Origin of the sequence: Bradyrhizobium pachyrhizi, assembly GCF_001189245.1 — a bacterium.
Taxonomy (GTDB): Bacteria; Pseudomonadota; Alphaproteobacteria; order Rhizobiales; family Xanthobacteraceae; genus Bradyrhizobium; species Bradyrhizobium pachyrhizi.
In genome coordinates, this window is record NZ_LFIQ01000078.1 from 303 (window position 1) to 21,399 (window position 21,097).

At 59.4% G+C, this 21,097-nt stretch carries 12 protein-coding genes and 3 pseudogenes; 10 read left to right on the forward strand and 5 right to left on the reverse strand.

The features are described from left to right. From AKL29_RS17170 to AKL29_RS17180, 3 genes are all read left to right on the forward strand, one after another. Nucleotides 1-436: extracellular solute-binding protein (locus AKL29_RS17170; protein WP_193395225.1), on the forward strand; the 436-nt coding region annotated here is incomplete at its 5' end. Nucleotides 437-870: 434 nt separating this feature from the next. Continuing rightward, nucleotides 871-1,065, forward strand: a complete 195-nt coding sequence (locus AKL29_RS17175) for a hypothetical protein (RefSeq protein WP_050384965.1) — start codon at nt 871-873, stop codon at nt 1,063-1,065. After that, the gene (locus AKL29_RS17180; protein ID WP_050384966.1) at nt 1,055-1,432 is read left to right on the forward strand and encodes a dihydroneopterin aldolase; all 378 of its coding nucleotides are present in this window, start codon (nt 1,055-1,057) and stop codon (nt 1,430-1,432) included. Before AKL29_RS17175 ends, AKL29_RS17180 begins: the two co-directional genes overlap by 11 nt. 1,217 nt (nt 1,433-2,649) lie before the next feature. Here the strand turns inward: AKL29_RS17180 and AKL29_RS17185 are convergent. Beyond that, the gene (locus tag AKL29_RS17185) at nt 2,650-3,381 is read right to left on the reverse strand and encodes an SDR family oxidoreductase (protein WP_050384967.1); all 732 of its coding nucleotides are present in this window, start codon (nt 3,379-3,381) and stop codon (nt 2,650-2,652) included. 2,085 nt (nt 3,382-5,466) lie between these two features. Between AKL29_RS17185 and AKL29_RS17200 the strand changes: the two genes are divergently transcribed. From AKL29_RS17200 to AKL29_RS42855, 4 genes are all read left to right on the forward strand, one after another. After that, nucleotides 5,467-6,543 (forward strand): ABC transporter substrate-binding protein, encoded by a 1,077-nt coding sequence (locus AKL29_RS17200; protein ID WP_347336984.1) that lies wholly within the window; start codon nt 5,467-5,469, stop codon nt 6,541-6,543. Between the two features lie 60 nt (nt 6,544-6,603). Then, the gene (locus tag AKL29_RS17205; protein ID WP_193395226.1) at nt 6,604-7,767 is read left to right on the forward strand and encodes an ABC transporter ATP-binding protein; all 1,164 of its coding nucleotides are present in this window, start codon (nt 6,604-6,606) and stop codon (nt 7,765-7,767) included. Between the two features lie 19 nt (nt 7,768-7,786). Further along, nucleotides 7,787-9,559 carry an ABC transporter permease subunit gene (locus tag AKL29_RS17210; protein WP_050384972.1) on the forward strand — a complete coding sequence of 591 codons (1,773 nt, stop codon included), beginning with the start codon at nt 7,787-7,789 and terminating at the stop codon, nt 9,557-9,559. 965 nt (nt 9,560-10,524) lie between these two features. After that, nucleotides 10,525-10,695 (forward strand): hypothetical protein, encoded by a 171-nt coding sequence (locus tag AKL29_RS42855; protein WP_160321756.1) that lies wholly within the window; start codon nt 10,525-10,527, stop codon nt 10,693-10,695. 75 nt (nt 10,696-10,770) lie between these two features. Here the strand turns inward: AKL29_RS42855 and istA are convergent. After that, a pseudogene (gene istA / locus AKL29_RS17215) lies at nt 10,771-12,288 on the reverse strand (IS21 family transposase). 1,354 nt (nt 12,289-13,642) lie between these two features. Here istA and AKL29_RS40750 point away from each other — a divergent pair. Beyond that, nucleotides 13,643-14,062, forward strand: a complete 420-nt coding sequence (locus tag AKL29_RS40750) for an SET domain-containing protein-lysine N-methyltransferase (protein WP_082190613.1) — start codon at nt 13,643-13,645, stop codon at nt 14,060-14,062. A 157-nt stretch (nt 14,063-14,219) separates the two neighbouring features. Here AKL29_RS40750 and AKL29_RS46675 read toward each other — a convergent pair. The 3 genes and pseudogenes from AKL29_RS46675 to AKL29_RS43685 all read right to left on the reverse strand — a co-directional run. Beyond that, nucleotides 14,220-14,517, reverse strand: a pseudogene (locus AKL29_RS46675) (IS21 family transposase); the annotation flags it as partial. A gap of 197 nt (nt 14,518-14,714) precedes the next feature. After that, nucleotides 14,715-16,012, reverse strand: a pseudogene (locus tag AKL29_RS40755) (IS5 family transposase). Between the two features lie 844 nt (nt 16,013-16,856). Next, complete coding sequence (locus AKL29_RS43685; protein ID WP_050384978.1) at nt 16,857-17,561, reverse strand: aspartate/glutamate racemase family protein; 705 nt, start codon at nt 17,559-17,561, stop codon at nt 16,857-16,859. A gap of 940 nt (nt 17,562-18,501) precedes the next feature. Here AKL29_RS43685 and AKL29_RS46310 point away from each other — a divergent pair. Further along, complete coding sequence (locus tag AKL29_RS46310) at nt 18,502-18,633, forward strand: hypothetical protein (protein WP_283809403.1); 132 nt, start codon at nt 18,502-18,504, stop codon at nt 18,631-18,633. Between the two features lie 1,218 nt (nt 18,634-19,851). Then, nucleotides 19,852-21,024 (forward strand): M24 family metallopeptidase, encoded by a 1,173-nt coding sequence (locus AKL29_RS17255; RefSeq protein WP_050384980.1) that lies wholly within the window; start codon nt 19,852-19,854, stop codon nt 21,022-21,024. The last annotated feature ends 73 nt before the right edge of the window (nt 21,025-21,097 follow it).

The window sequence follows — 21,097 nt, forward strand, 5'->3', positions numbered from 1 at the left end:
TCGCGTCTATCATTCCGCCGTTCAGAATCAGAACGCGATGACGACGGGCGAGATCTCCATCTCCTATGTCGGGACGGACAGCCTGACCGCCGTCGCCAACAAGGTGCCAATGAAGGCGCTGACAAAGGTGGACCCGTCCCTGAAGGCAGCCCAATATGTCGAGGGATGGGTGGTTATGGCGAACTCAAAGAACAAGAAGGCCGCCATGGAGTTCGCCAATTTCATGGTGAGCAAAGAGAACGCCGAACTCTTCAATGAATTGACTGGCGGAGTTCCGGCCAACCAGAAGGCGAAGGCGAGTGCCGGCGCCGCCCCCCTGCAGTATACGCCGGAGGAGCACGACAAATTTGCTTATCTACCCGACTGGGCCTACATGTCCACGCAACTCAATGATTGGGTGAAGAAGTTCGAGCAAGACATCGTCCCTAAAATCTAAGAATCAGTTTCAACAAAGCGCTCAAGGACGGGCTACCGTTCTGCGACTTTGCAGTGCTTGCGGTGCCCGAGACACAAGACACGGGGTCTCATCGGCGCAGCCGCGATCGCGCGCAAGCGGCGCAAAGAGCCGAAGGGCAACTCTTCCGGCATCAACCGGTCAATTCGGCGCAGGGGCATCGCTATAGTGTTCCATGTATCGCAGTAGCGTGCTGTCTCGGAGGCTTGGATGGCAACGTAGAGCCTACGTACTCTCAGAATCCTGAATCTCGAACCGAAGCTGCCCAATAGTGTATGCTCCGGACGCGTTGCCTCGTCCGGGGAATGATCTTTCGGCGATGAACCCGATCTTGTTGTCGGCCTCACGCATCCTGCGGAATCGCAGCCGGTAATCAAATCTCGTTCAGTCTTGCGCAGAAATCAAAAAGCATTGTGATGGTCGACATAAACCGAGGCACTGATTCGAGCGGTACGGGCCGCCTCGTCGGCGACGCGGCGTTCGACGATTTGGGACGTGCGCAGGCGATCACTCCCATCCCCGGCGGTGTTGGCTTGATGACTATCGCATGCCTGCTCAGCAATATGCTCAAGGCTCCTCAGGCAAGGGAGGAACTGCGCGATGGAGTCTGAGGAGGAGCGGTCTCCCGCTCTTGAGCATTTGACCTTATTCGTGCGCGGCTTGCACGTCGAGGCGCGCGTCGGCGTGCATAACCACGAGCGTGGCCAGACCCAACCATTGATCGTCGATCTCGAGATAAGAGTGCCGTTACCCGATCAGGACGACATTTCCGCGACCCTCGATTATGTGCACGTGGCAAACACAGTCCGCCGCATCGCGATGTCGCGCCACTTTGAGCTTGTTGAGTCCTTTGTGCACAGTCTTGGCAGCCAAATCTCTTGCGTTGATAAAGTTCGACGGATCTTCATCCGCGTGACAAAGCCGTCGGCTCTTGCGGGCTCGGCCAATGCGACCGGCGTTGAACTCCTAATGGAGTGAAAGTGAATCCCGAATTCGCTCGGGCGATTTAGATTGTGCTTAAGTGCGACCGGCTTCCGCTCTGCGAGAACGCTATTCGCTCGCCTACCTGATGGTAGGTTGTTCGCCTCCAGCGCGCTCTACACTTGCCGCAGCTGCGGAGTCTGAGGTCGCTACCGGCGGTCCGCCCAGGCCGGTCAGCGGGCAGGATCCCACTGGATGGCGGAGGAAATGTTGATATGATGGTGCTCTCGGTGATCGCCGCCGCATCCTGCCGGGTATGAAAACCAATCGCTGGGGCCGGATCATCACGAGCACGTGCTTGGGTGTGGTGGTGCCGATAACCAATGTTGGTCTGGCTAATACGTCGAAGACGCTGACGCGAGATGGCCACTGCTAACGTCGTTCTCCCGGGCCGGATTGCCAATATACGCGCATCTGCTTCCTCGACGAGGCGCGCTCAGCGCGAAGACCGCAGTGCAGCTGAAGTAGAGCAAGAAGCACCTTCGCGATCGCGTCGGGCTACGGCGAGCCGTGCAAATATGAGGATGCGCTCGCCTTTCTGGCGAGCAGACGGGCCTCATATGTGACTGGTTCAGTCCATGGAGGGTCGCTCCGGCGAGTACGCGTTCGCGGGTGTCGCTCAGCATCTTCAGCGCAAGATCGACTGGTTGCGTGTACGGAATGCGAGCGATCGGCGTCCGCGCTGTGCCCGGTTCGACCACACGTTATGGATTTCCGCGAGCAGCCGGCAACCGGTGGCCCCGGCGATGCAGGCGGCCTCTAAGGCGCGTCCCCGCAATTCCGCGCTGCCTGGGCGCGCGCCGGCTCTCCGCCGGGTCCCACAGGAGACGTCCGCAGGTGAGATAAGGGCAGCAATCTCCGGCAACGCTCTCGCAACGCAGATAGCCTCGGCAGCATCAGACGCCAGATGCTCGCTGGCCGTCGTCGTCCTCGCCCAAGTCGAGATGGGCCGCGCCAAACCCCCGATATGACCGGCGAGGGGCGACTCGACGTCGCGGTAATAGGTAGCGTGATCGTCCACGATATCGACAATCCCAGGCAGCGCCGGTGACCATGCGTTCAAACAGCTGGCGATCGAGCGCGCCCACCAACTGCTTCTCGAACGTGCCGCGAATGGTGAAGGTGTCTACGCCGCTGAGCAGCAGGGCCGCACGAGTGTTTCAGCTGGCGAGATCATGATTTAGCCGTCCAAACGTCGGCCGTGATAAAGGCCATCACCACGGAATCTCTTCACCCCAGAATCGCTGGAAAATTCCGCTGGTGTCGCGGCTCAGCCCGGCGATGTACCCCTTGAGACCAAGCGCGCTCTCGTCGGCGGAAATGGACAATGAGGAAGAACGGGCAACTTCGCCAGGCATATCTGTACGCACTAAGCCCGGATCCAAGATCCCAACGAGCACGCCGTCCTCGGCCCAGTCACGTGCAAGGCCGCGCATGCCGTTGTTGAGCGCGGCCTTCGAGGCTCGGTAGGCATACCTATTGACGCTGCTCGAGTAACCAGTGCCGTAGTCCCTGCCCGTGGAACCATAGACGCTACTGATGGCCACCAGCTTTTTCTGCGTCCCCCGGAGGAGGTTCTCCCGCAATGCTTGTGCGATGAGCAGTGGAGCGAGGGCGTTTACGCGCATGACCGTCAACCAGTTTTCAGGATCGATGCGGTTGGCTGACTGGTCCTTAGGGGTGCCGTTGACGCCAGCATTGTTGATCAGGATGTCGATCGGCTGGTCACTAACTGCACCTTTGAGGGATGCGATCGAACTCAAGTCGGAAACATCGAGCTGTACGATTTTCACGCGATCGCTCGTTTCAGCTGCCAAGCTTCTAAGTGCGTCGGCGTTTTCAGGATCGCGGCAGCATGCAATCACCTCAGCATCATCAACGGCGTATTGGCGCGCGAGCGAAAGGCCGATGCCACGGTTCGTGCCTGTGATCAGAACTGTGGTCATTGTGGACACCTCTCTTCAAAAAGAAACCCTCACCTTACCTAGACCGCCGCGCCTTGCGCCGGCACACGGAACGTGACCCGACGTGCCGAAAATCTGCGGAGTAAGGACGAGTTGCGCCCGGTTCAGGCGCAGACCGTTCGTGCAGATCCTCCCGTGCTTCTGGGCGTGTTGTCTTTGGTTTAACTTGCCTTGAACAAAGGGCTCGCCATCAGCGCCGCGAAGGTGCGCCATGGCGATGATGAGGTTACCGGCGAACTCGCCGCGAAATCCCGTAATAATGAGGACCTCGCGGGGCCCGTTAGATGACCGACTTCAAAGGGTCCAGCCAGGGAGCCCGGTCCAGATCAAGCTCGGCCATCAGTAACCCCGGATACTTCATGAAAAAGCGGACATTTATGTGCGCGAGATCGGTGGATCTCGAGGGCTCCCACACGGACTCATCAACTGTAGACACCAGGCTACCACGGCCCGAGCTGACGGACTCCACCGTAAACCGTCCGAACGATGTGGCAGAAGCTTCGCCGCGTGCCGATTTCAGTGGTGACGGCAAACACCGCCATCACCGCTCGCGAGCTCACGCTGGCGCGGGCTGTCGTGAGTTGAATTAGGCTACATCTGGGAGTTCGAAGATTTTCCGTGGAGCAGTCGTCAGGACCTCAACGCCGGTGGTTACGCGAATGCAGCTCGCTGATGATAAGCCGAATTCCTCATCAATCCAATTGCCAAGATGCAAATGGAAGGTCATGTTCGGCTTCAGCACTGTCATGTTCCTTTGCTTGAAACTAGCGGTCCTCTCCGTCCAATCGATGCCAACGGGCTAGCCACAACGTGACTCTTTCTTGAAGCCTAACCTCTTGATTGCGCGATGGGCTGCTTCTGTAACATCACCGCAGGTGCGCCCCGCGCGGATCGGCCCAGCGCAGCCTCCAGGCCCGGATCTGAGCCTCATGTGCGCGGCGTACGATCGGACGGGCGGCCGATCAATAAAGTGCGGCTCATCGGCGCGGTATAGCCATGGCGCACTCCAGCTTATCTGTGAATCCTTGCGAAAGACATTCTTCAAACCGCGTGAAGTGGCTTGCGCCCGTGCGTGGCGAGGCGAAGGCGGCGGGATTGATCGCGCGAGGCACGAGATAGAAAGCCAGCCGACCGAATGGCTCGGCGTGCCGAGCTGCAAAGTGTCGCGAGATATTGCCCTCGAACATGTCCGCGGCAAGTTTGAAGCCGCGAGCGCCTCGAGGCAGTCTTCTTTGGTGAAGTTCGCGTGCCATCGGGTGACCGGAGCGATCCCCGCTAGCGGTGTCTGCGCGTTTTCAAGGCAGTCGACGAACGATGCGGCTCGCCCGCCGGCGTGCTGAGCACGCCGCTTCGGATCCGGGTCCGTGCGGCCGATATCAGTCGGGCGATTGCAATATAATCGATGGTAAGGACGACATTGAAGAAGTGTTGAACGCGTCTCGGAAGAGCTATCGATTGGCGGGGAGCCCCCGTCCAAACCCGTACGCGATGAAGCCGCCCGCACCGCCCTGAGATGGCGGCAAATCCCGATCGATGTCTTTGGGAAGTCGCGCCAGCAGAGCCTTGAGGCGGAGGTTCGAGCGGCCAGGAGGGCGCTCGCCATTCCAGGACGCCACTTTTCATTCAACGCGAAGGTACCGAAAGGGCGCGGTCGCCACGAATGAATAGTGCACTGCGCGACGGTTCTCACTGTCCACGCACGACATGAGTCCGATCCGAGGCAGCGTCAACCGAATCCAGTCTAGCGAGCCGGAGACACTGGTTGCCTCATATGCAGCTTCTCGATGTCGCGTTGCGGGAACGATGCCGGGATTGCGCCGCTGCAGGTCGGACTTGGCATCCAGCTCGTCCATCTGCTCGACCAGGAGCTTCTCAGAGTGTTTGACGGATCTGAGTTTCGGTCGGAAGCTTCGCATTCTCCCAATAAGGCGCAGAATTTCGGGAGTGCGAGGTCATATATTAGCGGAAATCAGCATCAGGTGCCCAGTAGAATTTCTTTTGCCGATGGAAAGTTCTGCTGGACCAAGGAGGACAGCAATGAGCTGTTGGATAAACCGCAGACAGTTCATGCAGACGACGTCGTCCGCTATCGCGGGCGGAGCGCTGTCCTCGGTCGGTGGTCGAGCTTCGGCGCAGTCCCCGGGCGAGCTGCGAGTCTTGGTCTACGGCGGCGATACGGGAAGGGCCAATATCGAAGCTTATGTGAAGCCATTCCAGGCCGAGACAGGGATCAGGGTGACCCCGATCACTGACGACATCCGCTTGGCCCAGCTTGAGCTAATGGTGACCTCGAATAACGTTACGATCGACGTGATTGCCACGAACCCAAACACGCATCTTATAGCAGCTGCGAGAGGCCATCTTGAGCAGATCGACTACTCAATCTACCGGCGGGACGAGCTAGGGGGACTTTTAGATTTCACCAAACAGCCCTTCGGCGTCTCCGGATTGATCTATTCTTGGGTTATGTTTTACAATACGGAAAAATTTCCCACGCCCAAGCCGCGACCGAGCTCTTGGGCCGAATTCTGGGACGATCGGAGGTTTTCTGGCGTTCGCGCGTTCCAGTCCGGTCAATCGGGGACTGAAGGCCCTTGGGAGGAAGCCCTGTTGGCGGACGGCGTGGCTCCAGATGCAATCTACCCGATGGATATTGACCGCGTTTTCGCCAGCCTGGATAGGATCAAGCCGCATATCCGCAGATGGTGGGGAAGCGGGTCTGAGATCCAACAAATCATGCGCGATAAGGCGGCCGACATCGGGAATTGCTATGACGGTCGTGCGGGTGTGTTGATCGACCAGCGCGCGCCGCTCGAGATCAACCGGAATCAGGCCAAGCTGACCTGTGATTACTGGGCGATCCCGAGGGGTAGCGCGAATGCGCGGAACGCGCAGAGGTTCATCGAATTCGCCACCCGTGCTGAGCGACAGGCGGCCTTCGCCCAGCTCATCGCCTTCGGCCCGAGCAACATCAACGCCTACAGAACGATACCGGAGGATAGGGCGCGCCGACTTCCCAGTCATCCGGACCACTTGGCGAGCGGCGTTCTTATGAACACGCGGTGGTACATCGAGGCGGGATCGGACGGCAGGACCAACGCCGAGCGGCTCCGTGATCGGTGGAACGATTGGATTCTTCGCTAGATCAGAAATCCCATCGAATATGTCGGCTATGCCGCAAGCAAAGGCGAAGATAACCACGGAATGTGGGAGGCGGAGGATACACGGCCCGTCGCATCGCGATGGGTTGCTGGTCGTTCTGGAGCATCAACAGTGAGCGTGAATGTCCGACATCCCGTCGCTGCCGAGGGGCAAGCATTGGAGGCAACCCCGTTTCCTGCGCAGATCGAATTTTGTGGCGTGACCAAGACGTACGGACAGGTCACCGCGGTCGAAGGCTTGTCGCTGACAGTTCAACGCGGTGAGTTTCTCACAATTCTCGGTCCGAGCGGTTCAGGCAAAACTACAACCCTGATGCTGCTTGCCGGCTTCGAAGCTCCTACCGCGGGCGACATTCTGATTGCTGGAAAGTCCGTCGCTTCAGTGCCATCCTACCGGCGCGACCAGGGAATTGTTTTCCAGAGCTATGCCTTGTTTCCGCACCTTTCGGTTCGCCGGAACCTGGATTTTCCGCTCGAAATGCGCGGCGTGAAGGCCGCCGACACGACAAGGCGGGTCGACCGCATCCTCGCGCGCGTGCAGCTCTCTGACCTCGGCGGTCGCATGCCGTCGCAACTCAGCGGCGGCCAGCAGCAGCGCGTGGCGCTTGCTCGCGCGCTGGTCGCCGATCCGCCGATCCTCCTGCTCGACGAGCCGCTCAGCGCGCTCGATCGTAACCTTCGCGAGCAGATGCAAAGGGAGATCAAGAGCCTGCACAAGGAGTTCGGCATCACCACCGTCTACGTCACGCACGATCAGGACGAGGCGCTCACGCTGTCGGACCGCATCGTCGTTATGCGCGCCGGACGGATCGAGCAGACCGACACGCCGGAAGCCCTCTATGACCGACCGACGACGCGCTTTGTGGCGAAATTTCTGGGCGAAGCCAACATCCTTGAAGATACTGCTGTCGAAGTCGAATCTGATGCAACGCGGCCGTTCGGCACCGTCGCGATGATCAGGCCAGAGCGCATCTGTGTCGCCGATCCCACAGCGCCGCAGAGGTCGGATGCGATCCGGCGCCAGGTCGTTGCCGGCACGGTTGACGACATGATCTATGCCGGCCCGTTGCGCAAATATCACGTGCGTGTCGGCACGAGCGTACTCGTCGTCCGCGAGCATGTCGCCTCCGGGCAGCAAATCTTCCGACCCGGTGACGAGGTGCGGCTAGACTGGCTGCGGTCCGACGTCCGCTTCGTCGCGGCGTAAGAGGCTGAGAGCAACGCGGATGAGGACGCTTCAGACCCTCGGCCGAATGCCTATCGGACTCACCGTGCCGGCCTTCGCCATCCTGATCATCGTCTTCGGCGCACCGATCGTTCTGCTCTTCCTGACCAGCCTCAATGCGCCGGCCCTTTCGATCGCCAACTATCAGGCGTTTCTCGGTCAGCAAGCGAATGTCCGCGTGCTTTTCCAGACCATCGAAGTAAGTGTGTTGGCCACGATCATTTGCATCATAATCGGCTACCCAACGGCATATCTGATCACGGCCGCCCCGAAGCGCCTGCGCATGGTGCTCCTCGTGCTCGTAATCATCCCCTATCTGACCAGCCTCTTGGCACGTACCTATGCATGGATCGTAATCCTCGGCGACCGCGGCCTGATCAACAATCTGCTGCTTGATCTTGGGCTGATCTCTAGTCCGCTGCCGCTCATCTACAACCGCGTGGCCGTTTATATCGGCATGGTGCACATCATGCTGCCGGTGATGATCCTGCCGCTGGTCAGCGTAATGCTGGGCATCGACAAGTCCCTCGTAGCGGCGGCCTGCAGCATGGGTGCGCGCCCCTTTGCCGCATTCTGGCGTGTGTTCCTCCCTCTGAGCCTGCCAGGCGTTCGCAGCGGGTCGCTGCTGGTGTTCGTACTCTGCCTCGGCTTCTACATCACGCCGGCCGCCCTCGGCGGGTTGCGCGACGTCATGCTGTCGACCTTCATCGCGGCGCAGGTCGCGACCTCCTTCAATATGGCGCGCACGGCCGCCGCGGCCTTCATCCTCCTGGGTATCGCCGCAGTCATTGTCTCCGCGCTCGGGCTCGACCTTTCCGATACGCCGGGCCGCGCGGAGCAGCCCCCACGGAAGTCCTGGCGGCGACGGCTGCCTTCATTCGGCACGCTGACACGCAATCTCAATGAGCTCGCCAAGCCCTATCGGGCGAAACGCTGGGCGGCCGAGCTCTACCAAGTCGGAGGCGATGGCCGCGACCGGAAGATTGTCGGTACGGTCTTCGTCTTGATCGTCATGTTCTATCTGCTGTTTCCGGGCGTCGTCGTTATCACCATGTCGTTCAACGCGGGGACATTTCTGCAATTCCCGCCCTCTAGCCTCTCACTGCGTTGGTACCGCTCCTTCTTCGGCGATCCGTCTTGGACCACTGCTGCCTTGACCAGCATCCAGATCGGCGTTGCGGTTGTCATCCTGTCAACCATCGTCGGGATGCTCGCGGCCTACGGCCTCAGCCGCACCGTTCCGCGGCTACGCGCCATCCTGACCATGATGCTCCTGACGCCGATCACCTTTCCGAGTATCGTGGTCGGCATCGCGGCCTATTTCGGGCTGCTTAATCTCGGACTGATCGGCACGATCACTGGTATCATTCTCACGCACTGCATCGGCGCCGTCGGCTATGTCGTCGTAATCGTCTCGGCGACTCTCGGTAATTTCGACCGGCGGTTGGAGCTGGCGGCTAAGAGCATGCGGGCCGGGCCGCTTCGAACCTTCATGAAGGTGACGCTGCCGCTGATCTGGCCGGGCGTCATGGGCGGGGCCGTGTTCGCATTCATCCACTCCTTCGACGAGGTCGTCAAAACGTCGCTGATCAGCGGGTTCTCGATCCGCACTCTGCCACTGAAAATGTGGGAGAACATGCGCCACGAGATCGACCCGACGATCGCCGCCGTAGCGTCGCTGCTGATTTTTCTTCCCCTGCTCTGGCTGGTCGCCCTTTACGTCACGTGGTGGCGATCGAGGCCAAAGGATCAGCTCGCTGTCCCGCAGTTATGATCGCGACGGCCCCTTCACGTTCAAGTTGGCGCGCAGCTGCGACATAACCGCTTTCAATCGATCGGTCATCGTCGATCACATTTCGAGTGAATGCGCTAGGAATCAGCACGCAACGGGCCTCGTTTCCAAGTCCCAGTACATCCGAAGTCTCGCTTGTCGTCGTCCATGCTCGAGTCGAAGTTATTCTCGGCAATTCAGTTGCATAGACAATTGTGCTGTTCGCTCGTCGACAGGCAGCGAAGCTGCCCCGCCTTTGCTCTGAAGATCCGAATGATTTGCGATCTGATCGTCGCGGTGCAGCGATTTGACGATCAGGGCGCGCGGCGTCGAAGTCAAAGGTTCATAGCCGCTTTCAGTGACTGCGAAGGGTTGTGTAATTGTGGAAGCACATACCGGTTGGGACTGTCTTCTCTTCCTTGCGTAAACTCACAGTGCGCTCTGCGACCGACGGTGGGTATCCGATGCCGATCGAGTAACCGATCCTCTGGTTCTTCTCGATTCGGTGGCTAGCCGGCACTTGATAGAAGGTGCCAAACACTTCCGAACGCGCGCGACCGGGCCGGACTAAGAACGGTATTCAAGGTCTCAATGGCGACGTTGGCGAGTTTCTCGTAGGCGGGGAGGTTTTCCCGATACAGATGGTGCGGCTTACATTAATTAGATAACGCAAACGATTTCCGTGAACCTCAAAATTGATGATCGTCGGGTCCGGCAGCGTTTGTCGGTCTAGATGGAATGTGGTGCACGAGCGCGTTCGCCGACGCAGAAATGGAACGCCGAGGAATCGTAGTTTCCTCCAAATTCGGGCGTTCCTGAAATTTGTTGGTGATAGATGGCGGCTACCATGTAGCATTAACGCACACTTGGCTCCGCCGTGTCGATCGCCCGCTTGAGCATTGCATCGCCGATCCGGCCAGCCTGTCGCGTCAGGACCAGCTGGGCTCTTCGTCAAGAGGATCCAACTGATGAGCAAGTCGGCGTTCAACGAACTTGGCGAGCGGCAACGCTTTGACGAGGTCAGCGTTTTCCCGCGCGGAGCGGTAGTAACTTCCCATTTCCACGCCAAGCGTGGCCTTCTTGCCTCCAATTTTCCTTTACAACGTTCGCGACGTAAGTCATGGGGCAGACAATTCTGAGGAATTGACGTAGTTATCCGGAAACCAGCGGATGTTGTTGTCCGTGGAATGAACGAGTATGCTGATCTCTCCTGATCAATTGTAGTAACTGCGGCCACGGATGTTGGCGTGAAAGAGGATGGGCGCCTCCTCGGCGGGTGGAGCGGTTCTGTCGGTGCCGTTCTTGAGATGGCGGCGGCCGATTTGTAGGAACGGGCGTTGAGCAGCAGGGCACGGGCGCAGGCGGCGTCGACGCGCCCCTGGCATAGCGCTTGACCAGCCCGAGAATGCCGATCGCGGAGCGGAAAGCCCTGTTCTGGATGCGGCCGCGACCGCAGGATGACGTCGATCAGGGTGTCGGCGTCGGGGCCGATCTTGGCGACTTCGGAACGAATGCGCTCATGGGTCCAGTCGCGATAGCGGCGATGCGAGCTCGGCATATGCTCGGCAATCGTCGTCGGGCGATCGGCAGGGTGCTGCGCAGATGCGACGGCACCCGCTTGCCGCGGAGAAAGATCTCGATGGTCTTTTGGGTGATCCGCGCCTCGACCTCCTGATGCACGAGGCTGTGAGGGACGCTGTAGTGATGCTTGGCGATCTCAATGTGATAATCGAGGTTGACCCGGCAACGCTTCCACACGGCATACTCGTACGGTTCATCCGGCAAGGGGGTGAGCGCCAGACGATCGAGCTCCTCGAACAGTTCGCGCCGACTTCGCCCCCAGCTCCGGAGAGGTCGATCGTTCAGCTCGACAAGGAGGATCGCCTCGTTGAGGGCGGCGAGCGAGAAGAAGCGGCGGTTGCGCAAGCCTGCCAGAATCCATCGCCCGACGATTTGGACCCCGACTTCGACCTTGGCTTTGTCGCGCGGACGATACGGTCGCGCCGGGACGATGGCAGTGCAGTAATGGCGGGCGAGACCGGCATAGGTCCGGTTGACCATCGGCTCGTGAAAGCAGGCCCGAGTGATGCCAGCCTTCAGATTGTCACTCACCGTCTGCCGCGTCGTGCCGCCGAAATCGGCAAAAGCCCGAACGTGTGAGGCGATCCGGTCCGGCAGGCTCTGGGTGAGGCTGGCTTCGGCGTAGGTGTAGTTCGAGGCGCCGAGCACGGCGACGAAGATCTGCGTGCTGCGCACCTCGCCGCTGAGCCCGTCAACCACCTCCATGGTGTGACCGGAATAGTCGACGGACAGCTTCTCGCCGGCGACATGGACCTGACGCAGGGTCGGCTTGAGGCGGCCGGCCCACTCCTTGTAGCACGCAGAGCTGAGCTGTCGGAGTTTGCGTCGCAATACTCCTCCCACAACAGCATCAGCGTGACGTTCGGGCGCCGCAGCTCGCGGTGCACGAGCGCCCGGTCCGGATGCGGACGCTCGTCGCTGGGCCGATCGGAAGGCGGCGGAAACAGGCGGTTCTCGCGCCGGACGTCGTCATCCAACTCTGGCGGCAGCGGCCAAGTCAGGCCGGCGCGACGAGTTCGATTGAGGTATTTGCAGACCGTGCCCTGGGCCAGGCCCAGGCGGCGGGCAACGGCGCGTTGCGACATGCCGACGCTGTAGTGCAGGCGTAGAACTTCGCGAATGTGGCGCATGGACAGTCTCTCGGTCGGCATCTCGATCCTCTGCGGTTAGGCAAAAGACCAAGCTACCCAGGTTGCAGACTGTCAGCGGTGCGCGCCTGCTGGTTGCCCCGATCGCGATCGCTGGAAATAGCGATCACGATCGAGTGGAAATGGCGATCACGATGCTCTGGAATGGGTGATCACGATGGCCCGGAATCGGTGATCACGATCGGCTGGAATGCGCACTTGATCAAGTCGGCACGGATTATGGGGCGACGCCGCAGCAACTATTCCGCAAGGTGATCCTTCCGGTGCGCTTCCGACCAATCTTTCGTACTAGCAAACGTGGCCCCTTTGACCGTGTGGGCGAGCGCAACCGGAGAGTGCCCGGATCAACGCAAATCGTCTTCCCCCGAAGTAGGTCCACGCCGCGAGCAGCGCGTCGGCTGCTTTGCCTTGTATGCTAAGTACATCTTGCGCCACTAAGGTTATCCACCGGTATTGTTAGCTATCGTTCTAGGTAGGTATCAGGAGCCTGGGGATGACCTATTTTCGTTCGCAAAACTGGAGCGTTGGCTTGGCAAGAGTGAATCAAGAATGTTCAATTAAAGGCTTGAGCGTCGTCCCGGAGAAGACGCGCCCGATCGCCGATCCTGGCGATGTGCCGGCCTCAGCGGAGCAGGGCCGACGTCCGGTGGCACGAGCGATGGTGTTACCTGGACTTGGCCGAATCCTCGGGTTCAGTTCCATCGACCAAGAAGGTTGCGGCGCCAGCGAGCGCCGTACGCAAGTGCTAACGGCCCGTCGTCGACCTCGGGATGCTGAACAAGTGATTTCGCGGACGAATCTGAGAGCGCGACGAGAGGATCGATATGCGGTGACCAAGGCTGCACGCGCGATATGCGCTGTGACTTTGCCTCCGCTTCTACTCCCCGTGACGACTACTTCAGTTGCGACCACAGGCTTCGCGATGCGGATAAGAGTGTGGCGGCCCGTGCGTCGACCTTACCCGCCCCAATAAAGCCGGGCATCGGATCGGGTAATCGAAAAATGCGTGTCGTTCTTGCTTCTCGCTATGGAGGTCGGGTTCGGCATTCCGCCGCCGGCCCCTTAGCCATTGCCCGACGGCGAATCGCCGCCGTCCTTTCGGCACAAGCTCTTTATGCTGACCCACATGCCTTCCGTGCACGATCTTTCCCGCGAATCGAACGCCCCAGGTCAAAGGAAACAAACAGATGCATACAATCACGCGCCAACCACCACGCAAAACGACCTTTTCGGCGCCTGCCAGAGGTGAAATACCTGGTCGTTCAAGAATGGGCTAGATAGTCAATGACGAGGCCGTCAGTGGTTAACACAATGAAAAAACGGCCAACGTTCAGCACCGAAGAAAAAGGCAGCCACGATGGTCGATAAGATCTTTGATCGCAGCAACGCTCTGTATGTCAAAACTGTGCCACGAAAAGGCCGCGGCGTATTTGCAAATATTCCATTCAAGGTCGGAGATGTAATTGATCGCGCTCCGACATGGGGATTTGATGATGCTACAGCCAAGATGCTCGATCGTACGGGAGTCCTCGAGTACTACTTCGTGCGGCACGATCGGCATCTCAAAGGCGGTCCTCTGATAGGTTACGTTGTTTTCGGTTGGAGCTCGCTAATGAACCACTCCTCAGAGCCAAACGCACAAAGAGTGTGGGCCGATGAAGCGTCCGGCTCGTGGGTGAGCATTGTGGCAATAAAAAACATAGAGGTGGATGAGGAAATAACGCATCGCTATATCAATATGTCCGCTTATCCTCGTACTATTAACTTCATTGACTAAAGTGTTAAGGTTGAGGCGCCCGATCGCGGCCTCGAGGTTGGGCTCGCGGCTGAGCCACCTAGACCTTCTGAAGGAGATTGGAGGAGGCGCGCTCTAGAGGGGCAAGCCCGGTCGCGCCGCCAAGTGGCTCTATCCGCCGCCGGGCAAGCCAAACGACGATCTCGTCGATGAAGCCACGATAAGCAGCAAGGGAGTCGAACTCAACGGTACCACGCAGCAGCGGCGCGATCAGAGATCGTCCGCTTGAGATGGCCGTGGTGCCCCTTAGCGCGCCGATTTCGCGGCAATGCCACGATTGTTGCGGGTTGGCATCATGCCCTATGAGGACAGGGGTCTTCATATTGCCGGGTCAAATCGTCCCTTACATTGTGGTCGAGATTGCTGCAAGGCGGCCGAATGTCGGTACAAAGATCCCGCGGCGCGCCGGGCAGCGACCACAGGGAAGTGGATGCACCAACATCCCGCGAGATCGGCCTGCGTCGCCAAAACGATCATAGCGGCCTGCGAGTGCACGATTTGCAGCATCTCTGCGTCATCCATACGCTTCTCGACTGGTACTAACAGGGAATTAATCGAGCCGCAGCTTCAGGCGCTTTCGACTCACCTCGGTCGCGACTGCGTGCGCGACACAGATTGGTTCTCTCGTCGACCGTTAAGAAGCCGGATTGAGCTGAGTTGGACAGTTGAGCATCCGCCAGAGCGAGACCAGCAACTGGCGCAAAAGTTCTCTGAACCAGGCGAGGATGCGACGGAAGTTATGGCCGACGGCTGAGAGAATGACATTGGCGTCGTCTCCGGCGCGGCCTTTGAGGTAGCACCGGCCGAGCTGTCCTCCGGCCTTCAGGTGTCCGATGACGGACTCGATGGCGGAGCGGCGGCGCAGTTCGCGCTTGACGACACAGAAGACGCCGCGCTTCTGGCCGGAGATGAAGACGCGGCGGAGATTTTGCGCGTCGTGCCCGCGGTATCCCTTATCGACATAAACCCGCTCGATCGCGTAGCCCGTGAGTATCTCGCTGCGTACGATGACGTCGCGCTATGTGTGACCGTCGTAGAGTTGTCGGGCAGCGAGCTGGCGTGCGGCACGAACAGGCCGCCGGGAGCCCGGCAATTGTTGGTGACGATTTGAGGCCTTCACGCCAAACGAGGCGCGGCGGCTTTGCCTTTGCCGATGGATGCCACCTCCGGGCATGGAAGGAATAGAGCTTGAGGCCGCGCTGGCGCTGCTGCTGCGAGCGGATCTGTGTGGCCCGGCCAAGCGCCAGGGCGAGCGCCTGCTCCAGTGCTGGCTGGCCGTCGGTCTTGCGGCGGATGTCGCGGATGATCCGGCCCAGCCGGTTGCGCAGGATGCGCGGCTGCCGCTGATGCCGGTTGAACTGTTTGGCATGAGCGTAACGGCCACCATCATCGCGGCGCTTTTGGCCACGCGCGAATAGGATTGCCGCAACCCGACCCCGTGCTTCCTCGACAGGCGATTCAACCCTCGGATCGCTGCATGAAAAGCTTGGCGTCGCTTGGGAAGCTGATGGCCTTTGGCTGCACGGTGGTGTCGACCGGGACCCGCTTGAGGTCCTGGCTGCGTAACGCGCTGGCCGTGCGCCACCCGAAGGCTCTCGGCCAACAACTGCTCCAGCTTGTCGCCGAGCCGCTTGTGCCAATGGCTCAGATCCGAGCGCTCGTGCGCGAAAACCCGCTGGAAAAACTCTTCGCCGGTGAAGAACTGGAAGTACGGATCGTGGACCCTGCGCTCGCACACACCCTCATCGGACAGCCCGTAAATGTGCTTGAGCAACAACAGCCCGATCATGAAACGGGTCTCGATCCCGGGCCTGCCGTTCTCGCTGTACAGCGGCGCGATCTCGTTGTCGACCCAGTCCCAATCGATCTTGCCGCCAGCAGAACCAGCTCATGCTTCATGTTGATGATCTGGTCCAGTCGCGCTCGGAACAGATCGTTCTATCCCGTCGTCTTGTGTTTCTTCGGCCGCATCGTCCCCTCGATGCGCCACAGAAGCACGGTTCACGGCGAAGGGAAATCCTCAAACGAATTTGCAAGGTTTGGAGCGCTCAAGCCTCAAATCCCTGCAATCTTAAATGCCCTAAAATCCCAACAACAGACTCCGGCTCAATCGCCTAGAGGCTTGTCACGGGCGACTCTCTCGGCCTGTCTAGAACTGATCCCGGAGGCGGTACGCCGGCCCGAGCGACCAGGCTAGATCATGAAGCGGAGCAACAGCGTCGCCGCACTTATCGAGCGTTAGTTCACCGAACGGCTCATTGCGCCAGCGCAATCTCAGCGCCAACACGATCTACCGAGACATTTTCCGGATTTAGTCACTTGCGCGCAGGCTTGGCCCCCACATGCCGCCCTCGACCTTGGCCGTCGATAATCTTAATGCGACTTCTGTCAGCGCCTTCCTTGCTGATCTCGAGATGAAGCATAGTGGGGATCTGGCCGACGCAGTCAACGACTGTGCTTAAGATCGGGACGAACTCAGCTCTGACAATCCACTCTATCCGACATGATAGCGGGCAAACGCGTAGCAGCGGAAGGCAGGCACCGTCCATGTTCCAGATCACGCCGTGAACTTCCTCAACATCTGTCGGGAAGAGCCCGCGCAAGTGACCATTGTTGACCTTGCCGGCACAGGCATACAGACAATGTGTGCGGCACAAGGTGGCCTGCTGCCCGCAAGCACGGTCTGCCACGTCTGGCAAAGGTGATCTCGTGCTATTGTAATTCGTAAGAGCGGAGATTGCCTGAATCGAGATAACCTTCTAGAGGCGCAGTCAGCTTAGCGAAAGGACGCGATCAACAGCCGGCAGAGGCTGGTGATGTCGTAGATGGGCAGTTGAGTGATGCGGCGGATCGATGGCGCGACCAACGGGAATGCTGTGCATTCAAACAGGATGGCCGCGATCTCCGGGTGCGCAGCACGAAGTCGCTCGATGCAGGCCACGACATCCGTCTCGATAGCGGCGACGTCGGGCGGTGGTAGTGGACGCTTCATCGCTTGTGGCAAGTAGTTGCCGCCTTCGATGCCGCCGATCACGATTCTTGCCTGTTCGACCGAATCGTTGAGCCCAAGCAGATCTTTGCCGCAATGCCTCGAGTCGGCGGTCAAGACGGCGAGCTTGGCGGCGAGAGGCAACAAGCGGAGCAAGGTAGGTAGCAAGAGCAGGCTCGACATCGCCACGGGGACGTTCACCGCCGCGGCCACTGATGCCTGGTGTCGGATAAAGAAGCCGCAATCTGAGGTTATCGCGACGGCGCCTCGCTCGACCAAGCGCCGGGCGGCTGCGACGCAGGCGGGCTCGAGCGCTGCATCGCCGGGGATGACAATATCCGCCCAAGCACCCGGTACCGTTTCCAAAATAATCGGAAAATCGAAGGTGGCTGGATTCAGCATTGAACCCGGCAGCAGCGCTGGAGTTCTGTCGAGCGGCAGCCCGCGTTCGAGGTTAAGTACTCCGAGAGAGCGTGGGGTCTGAGATGTCATAAGATGCCCGACTCCGAGAGTCGCGTACGGTCTGCAATTTATACTACGCTTTATGTCGAATAGGAGGCGGAGTCGCGGGCGGCGCGGTGACTACGGCGCCAAAGCTCGACCTGGATCACATCCGCGACGAACACATCGAGCACCACGCGCTGACCCGGACGAGAGCCGCACCGAGACCGTCGCGCGCCAACACAAGACAGGTTACAACGTGCTGCGCGAAAATATCGAGCGGCGAGCTGGGCTCATTCAACGAGCACTCTACATTGACCGCGGCACAAAAGCGCCGGCGAACTAGAGCGAGCAAAAAGCGTCTCCCCGTGACAGGAAATCGATTCCGGAAAGTATGAAATGCGGATCGAACTCGCGGCTACCTCACAGCGAAGCCCAAGAAGTATTTGCTGATTGTCTTGTGCCACGTGAGCTGGACGGACCACTTTTCGATGCTGCCAAGTCAGCGAGAGAGAAGTTTCGTGCAGCACACGAAAAACCGTTGTTCGGAAGTGAGTTGCGTGCGGATTCCGGCGATCTCGCCCGGGTGCCGAGATAATGCCGGTCGGGAATCCGAGATGATCTCGCTCACGATTTCGCGATCATCTCGGCATGAAGGCATTCTCGTGGTTATTTTCTGGCACTCCGGGCAAGCTGCACGGTCAAACTGTGACTGCAGCTTGCCCAGCTGTCATTCTTCTTTGGAAATGTGGAAACGCGGTAGGCTATCCAAGCGCGGCGGCATGTTAACAGGTTATGATTCTCGAGCCTTTCGGGTGTGCTGCAGCTCGGCGGGCCGTGGGCTCTCGCCGGCGAGATAGAGGCGGAGGCGTTGTGGACGAGAGGATCAAGCACGGCAGGGCTTAGGGAGATATCCAATCAGCGTGTGCCATCGGTCCACGGGCCGCTGGCTGGAGGCGTAACGATCCCCGAGAATTGCCGGGAGGTCATGATGCGCGCGCATCGAGCAGTTCGAGGGCTCTCGTCTGAGGATCAGAAGATCGATGCAGCCGAACCCGCAGCAGGCGCGGCCATCGCCGCGCGCGAGAGCGGGTTCATCGAACAGCAGCGCAACACGTTGTGATAGAGCACGGAGCGATCGTCACGGCAGCTCGAACATCCCACCTAGCCATCGCGAATGGAACTCGTTGCTTGCATGCCGTATCGATGACAAGTTCCCTAAAGGGGCCGTTGATTGAATGAAATTCTACAAACTGCGGTGCTCGGATGAGCTTGAGCGACGGCGATAACGACACCTGCATCAACAAGCAGGCGGTGGCCGACGAGGTTGTTTTCGCACGCCGACTGAGCGGAAAAGTCAATCGGCCATGCTACTAGATGGTACGCGCCGCTCGATCCAGGAGACGGGCGACGGTGATGAAGTTCTACGCCGATGCGCGCTCGGCCGCGTGAATGATGCTTTCACGAGCATCTGGCGGACAACAGAAGCTTATTGTCGCGTGACAAACCCACGCGCGAAGGGTGCTACTGGACAATGCCGACCTCGAATTCGATACGGCTGCCGGCCGACGAGCGCGCAGTGCAGACAAATCCGGGCCTCTCGGCGCCGCGCGAGATGGCATCGCTGCTCGCGCGCGAAAAGGCGCTGTTCGTATCAAGGCGGAAGCCTAGACAATAGTAGTCGACGCCGATGGGACTGGCGCCGGGCGCGAATGTTCAGCAATCCGTCGCAAGCGCGCGCAGGCCGTTGAGCAATTGCATACGTTTTCCGGCCTATACCGATGAGCTGAATGCTGCGGTTGCGAGTTCCCTAATGGCAAGGTCATGTTCTCCGATGTCAGCGTCGCACGCATATCGATGCAACGCCACTGAGCGGCGAGATTGAAGTCTATCTCGAACCAGGCCGGAGCTGCGGTGACAACCAGTATCAGCGCCGCCAATCCCGTTGGTACGCGTGATTGCGAGTTGTAATGATCTTTCGCGGCTTGCCCGCCGCGGAAGAGTCCTACTATCCCCTCACGAGGGGACCGGCATTGGCAGCTGTGTATCCAGCGACATGTCGCTCGTGTGGCTCTCTCCAATCGCTAGAATGCTTTCTTCTTCCCACTGGGCGCGGAGTGGTCGGCCGTCAAAACCATTGAGTGAAAATGGGCATTCGGGCTCGGCATGATCTTGTGGCGAAATGATGCCATCGCCCGCTGAGCTGGCTCCTAAGATCTGAGGGGCGGCCACCGTTGTCTGAAGTCTCGCCTTCGCGAAGCAGGTCTGTAATAGACTTTCGATGCTCCCTTCTCACTTTCTTCGACAATCTCACATAACGCATCCCAACGGAGCCAAGACAATGGCGATCAGCAAGGCACCACAGTCGTTCCCGCGAACAGAGTACCTGCGCAGACTTGCCGCCGTGAAATCGGAAATGGCGCGGCGCGACATAACTGCGCTCGTGATACCCACCTCGTCCAACATTACTTATCTTACGGGCTACACGGCCCGGTCGGCCTATGTCCCACAAGCACTAATAGTTTCAAACCACCAAGAGGAACCGACGTTCATCCTGCGTAAGATGGATGCGCATGCCGCCCTGCATCAGACGTTCTTGGAGCGGGACAAGGTAGTGGGTTATCCAGAAGCGCTTGTGGGCAACCCAGACAAGGACGGCTTCGACAGTATCATCGATTTCCTTCACGACGTCGGCGTCGCCAACGGCGGCGTGGGACTCGAACTGGGTGAACTGCCGGCGTATTCGGCGCAGAAGTTCAAGGCGCGACTGCGGCAAGCAAGGATCGTGGATTGCACTGGGGCCGTGAACTGGATCCGAATGGTTAAGTCCGAACTCGAGATATCTGTCCTGAAGGAGGCGGCCGCCGTCACCGATGCGGGAATTATGCGTGCAGCGGAAGTGATGCGTCCTGGAGTGCGGGAGGCTGACGCGATTGCCGAGATTGTGGCGACGCTGGCGCGCGGCGCCAATGGTAAGCCCGGAACGTGGATCGCAGCCCCGTTTTTGTGCTCCTCGCCGCGCACGGGAACATGCCACATTACATGGAGCGAGGATGTCTTTCGCCAGGGTTCGCAGATAAATCTTGAAATCGCCGGTGTGCGCCTTGGCTACACTGTCCCGATTAGCCGCACATTCTCGATTGGCCGGCCCTCCGACCGTCTAGGTCGCGTACATGAGGCTGAGCTCGCCGGCTTGGAGGCTGCGCTGGGCACGATCTGCGCAGGACGAACCTGCAGTGACGTCGCCGAAGCAGCCCGTCGCGCGCTTGAGAAGCTGAGCGTCAAGAAAGAGTCCCGCTTTGGCTACTCTATTGGCATTGATTGGCAGGAGCGGACCGCGAGCCTCAAGGAAGGAGACATGACGGTACTAAAGCCGAACATGACCTTCCATCTGCATCTGGGCAACTGGATTGATGAGGAATTCGGCTGCGTAATCAGCGAGACTTTTCGTGTCACCGAGTCGGGCGTCGAAGTGTTAACGCGTGCGCCACGGAAGCTTTTCGAGCTTGGTTAATTGCCACTGTGGATGCCGACAGGTTCGGATCGCAGATGAGATCCCGGCATCGGCATGGGTCGAAAAATGGAGC

What these genes read in the sequence shown, in the direction of transcription:
- AKL29_RS17175 (WP_050384965.1), top strand. Translation starts at nt 871, where the DNA reads ATGGTCGACATAAACCGAGGCACTGATTCGAGCGGTACGGGCCGCCTC.
- AKL29_RS17180 (WP_050384966.1), top strand. Translation starts at nt 1,055, where the DNA reads ATGGAGTCTGAGGAGGAGCGGTCTCCCGCTCTTGAGCATTTGACCTTA.
- AKL29_RS17185 (WP_050384967.1), bottom strand. Translation starts at nt 3,381, where the DNA reads ATGACCACAGTTCTGATCACAGGCACGAACCGTGGCATCGGCCTTTCG.
- AKL29_RS17200 (WP_347336984.1), top strand. Translation starts at nt 5,467, where the DNA reads ATGCAGACGACGTCGTCCGCTATCGCGGGCGGAGCGCTGTCCTCGGTC.
- AKL29_RS17205 (WP_193395226.1), top strand. Translation starts at nt 6,604, where the DNA reads ATGTGGGAGGCGGAGGATACACGGCCCGTCGCATCGCGATGGGTTGCT.
- AKL29_RS17210 (WP_050384972.1), top strand. Translation starts at nt 7,787, where the DNA reads ATGAGGACGCTTCAGACCCTCGGCCGAATGCCTATCGGACTCACCGTG.
- AKL29_RS42855 (WP_160321756.1), top strand. Translation starts at nt 10,525, where the DNA reads ATGAGCAAGTCGGCGTTCAACGAACTTGGCGAGCGGCAACGCTTTGAC.
- AKL29_RS40750 (WP_082190613.1), top strand. Translation starts at nt 13,643, where the DNA reads ATGGTCGATAAGATCTTTGATCGCAGCAACGCTCTGTATGTCAAAACT.
- AKL29_RS43685 (WP_050384978.1), bottom strand. Translation starts at nt 17,561, where the DNA reads ATGACATCTCAGACCCCACGCTCTCTCGGAGTACTTAACCTCGAACGC.
- AKL29_RS46310 (WP_283809403.1), top strand. Translation starts at nt 18,502, where the DNA reads ATGCGCGCGCATCGAGCAGTTCGAGGGCTCTCGTCTGAGGATCAGAAG.
- AKL29_RS17255 (WP_050384980.1), top strand. Translation starts at nt 19,852, where the DNA reads ATGGCGATCAGCAAGGCACCACAGTCGTTCCCGCGAACAGAGTACCTG.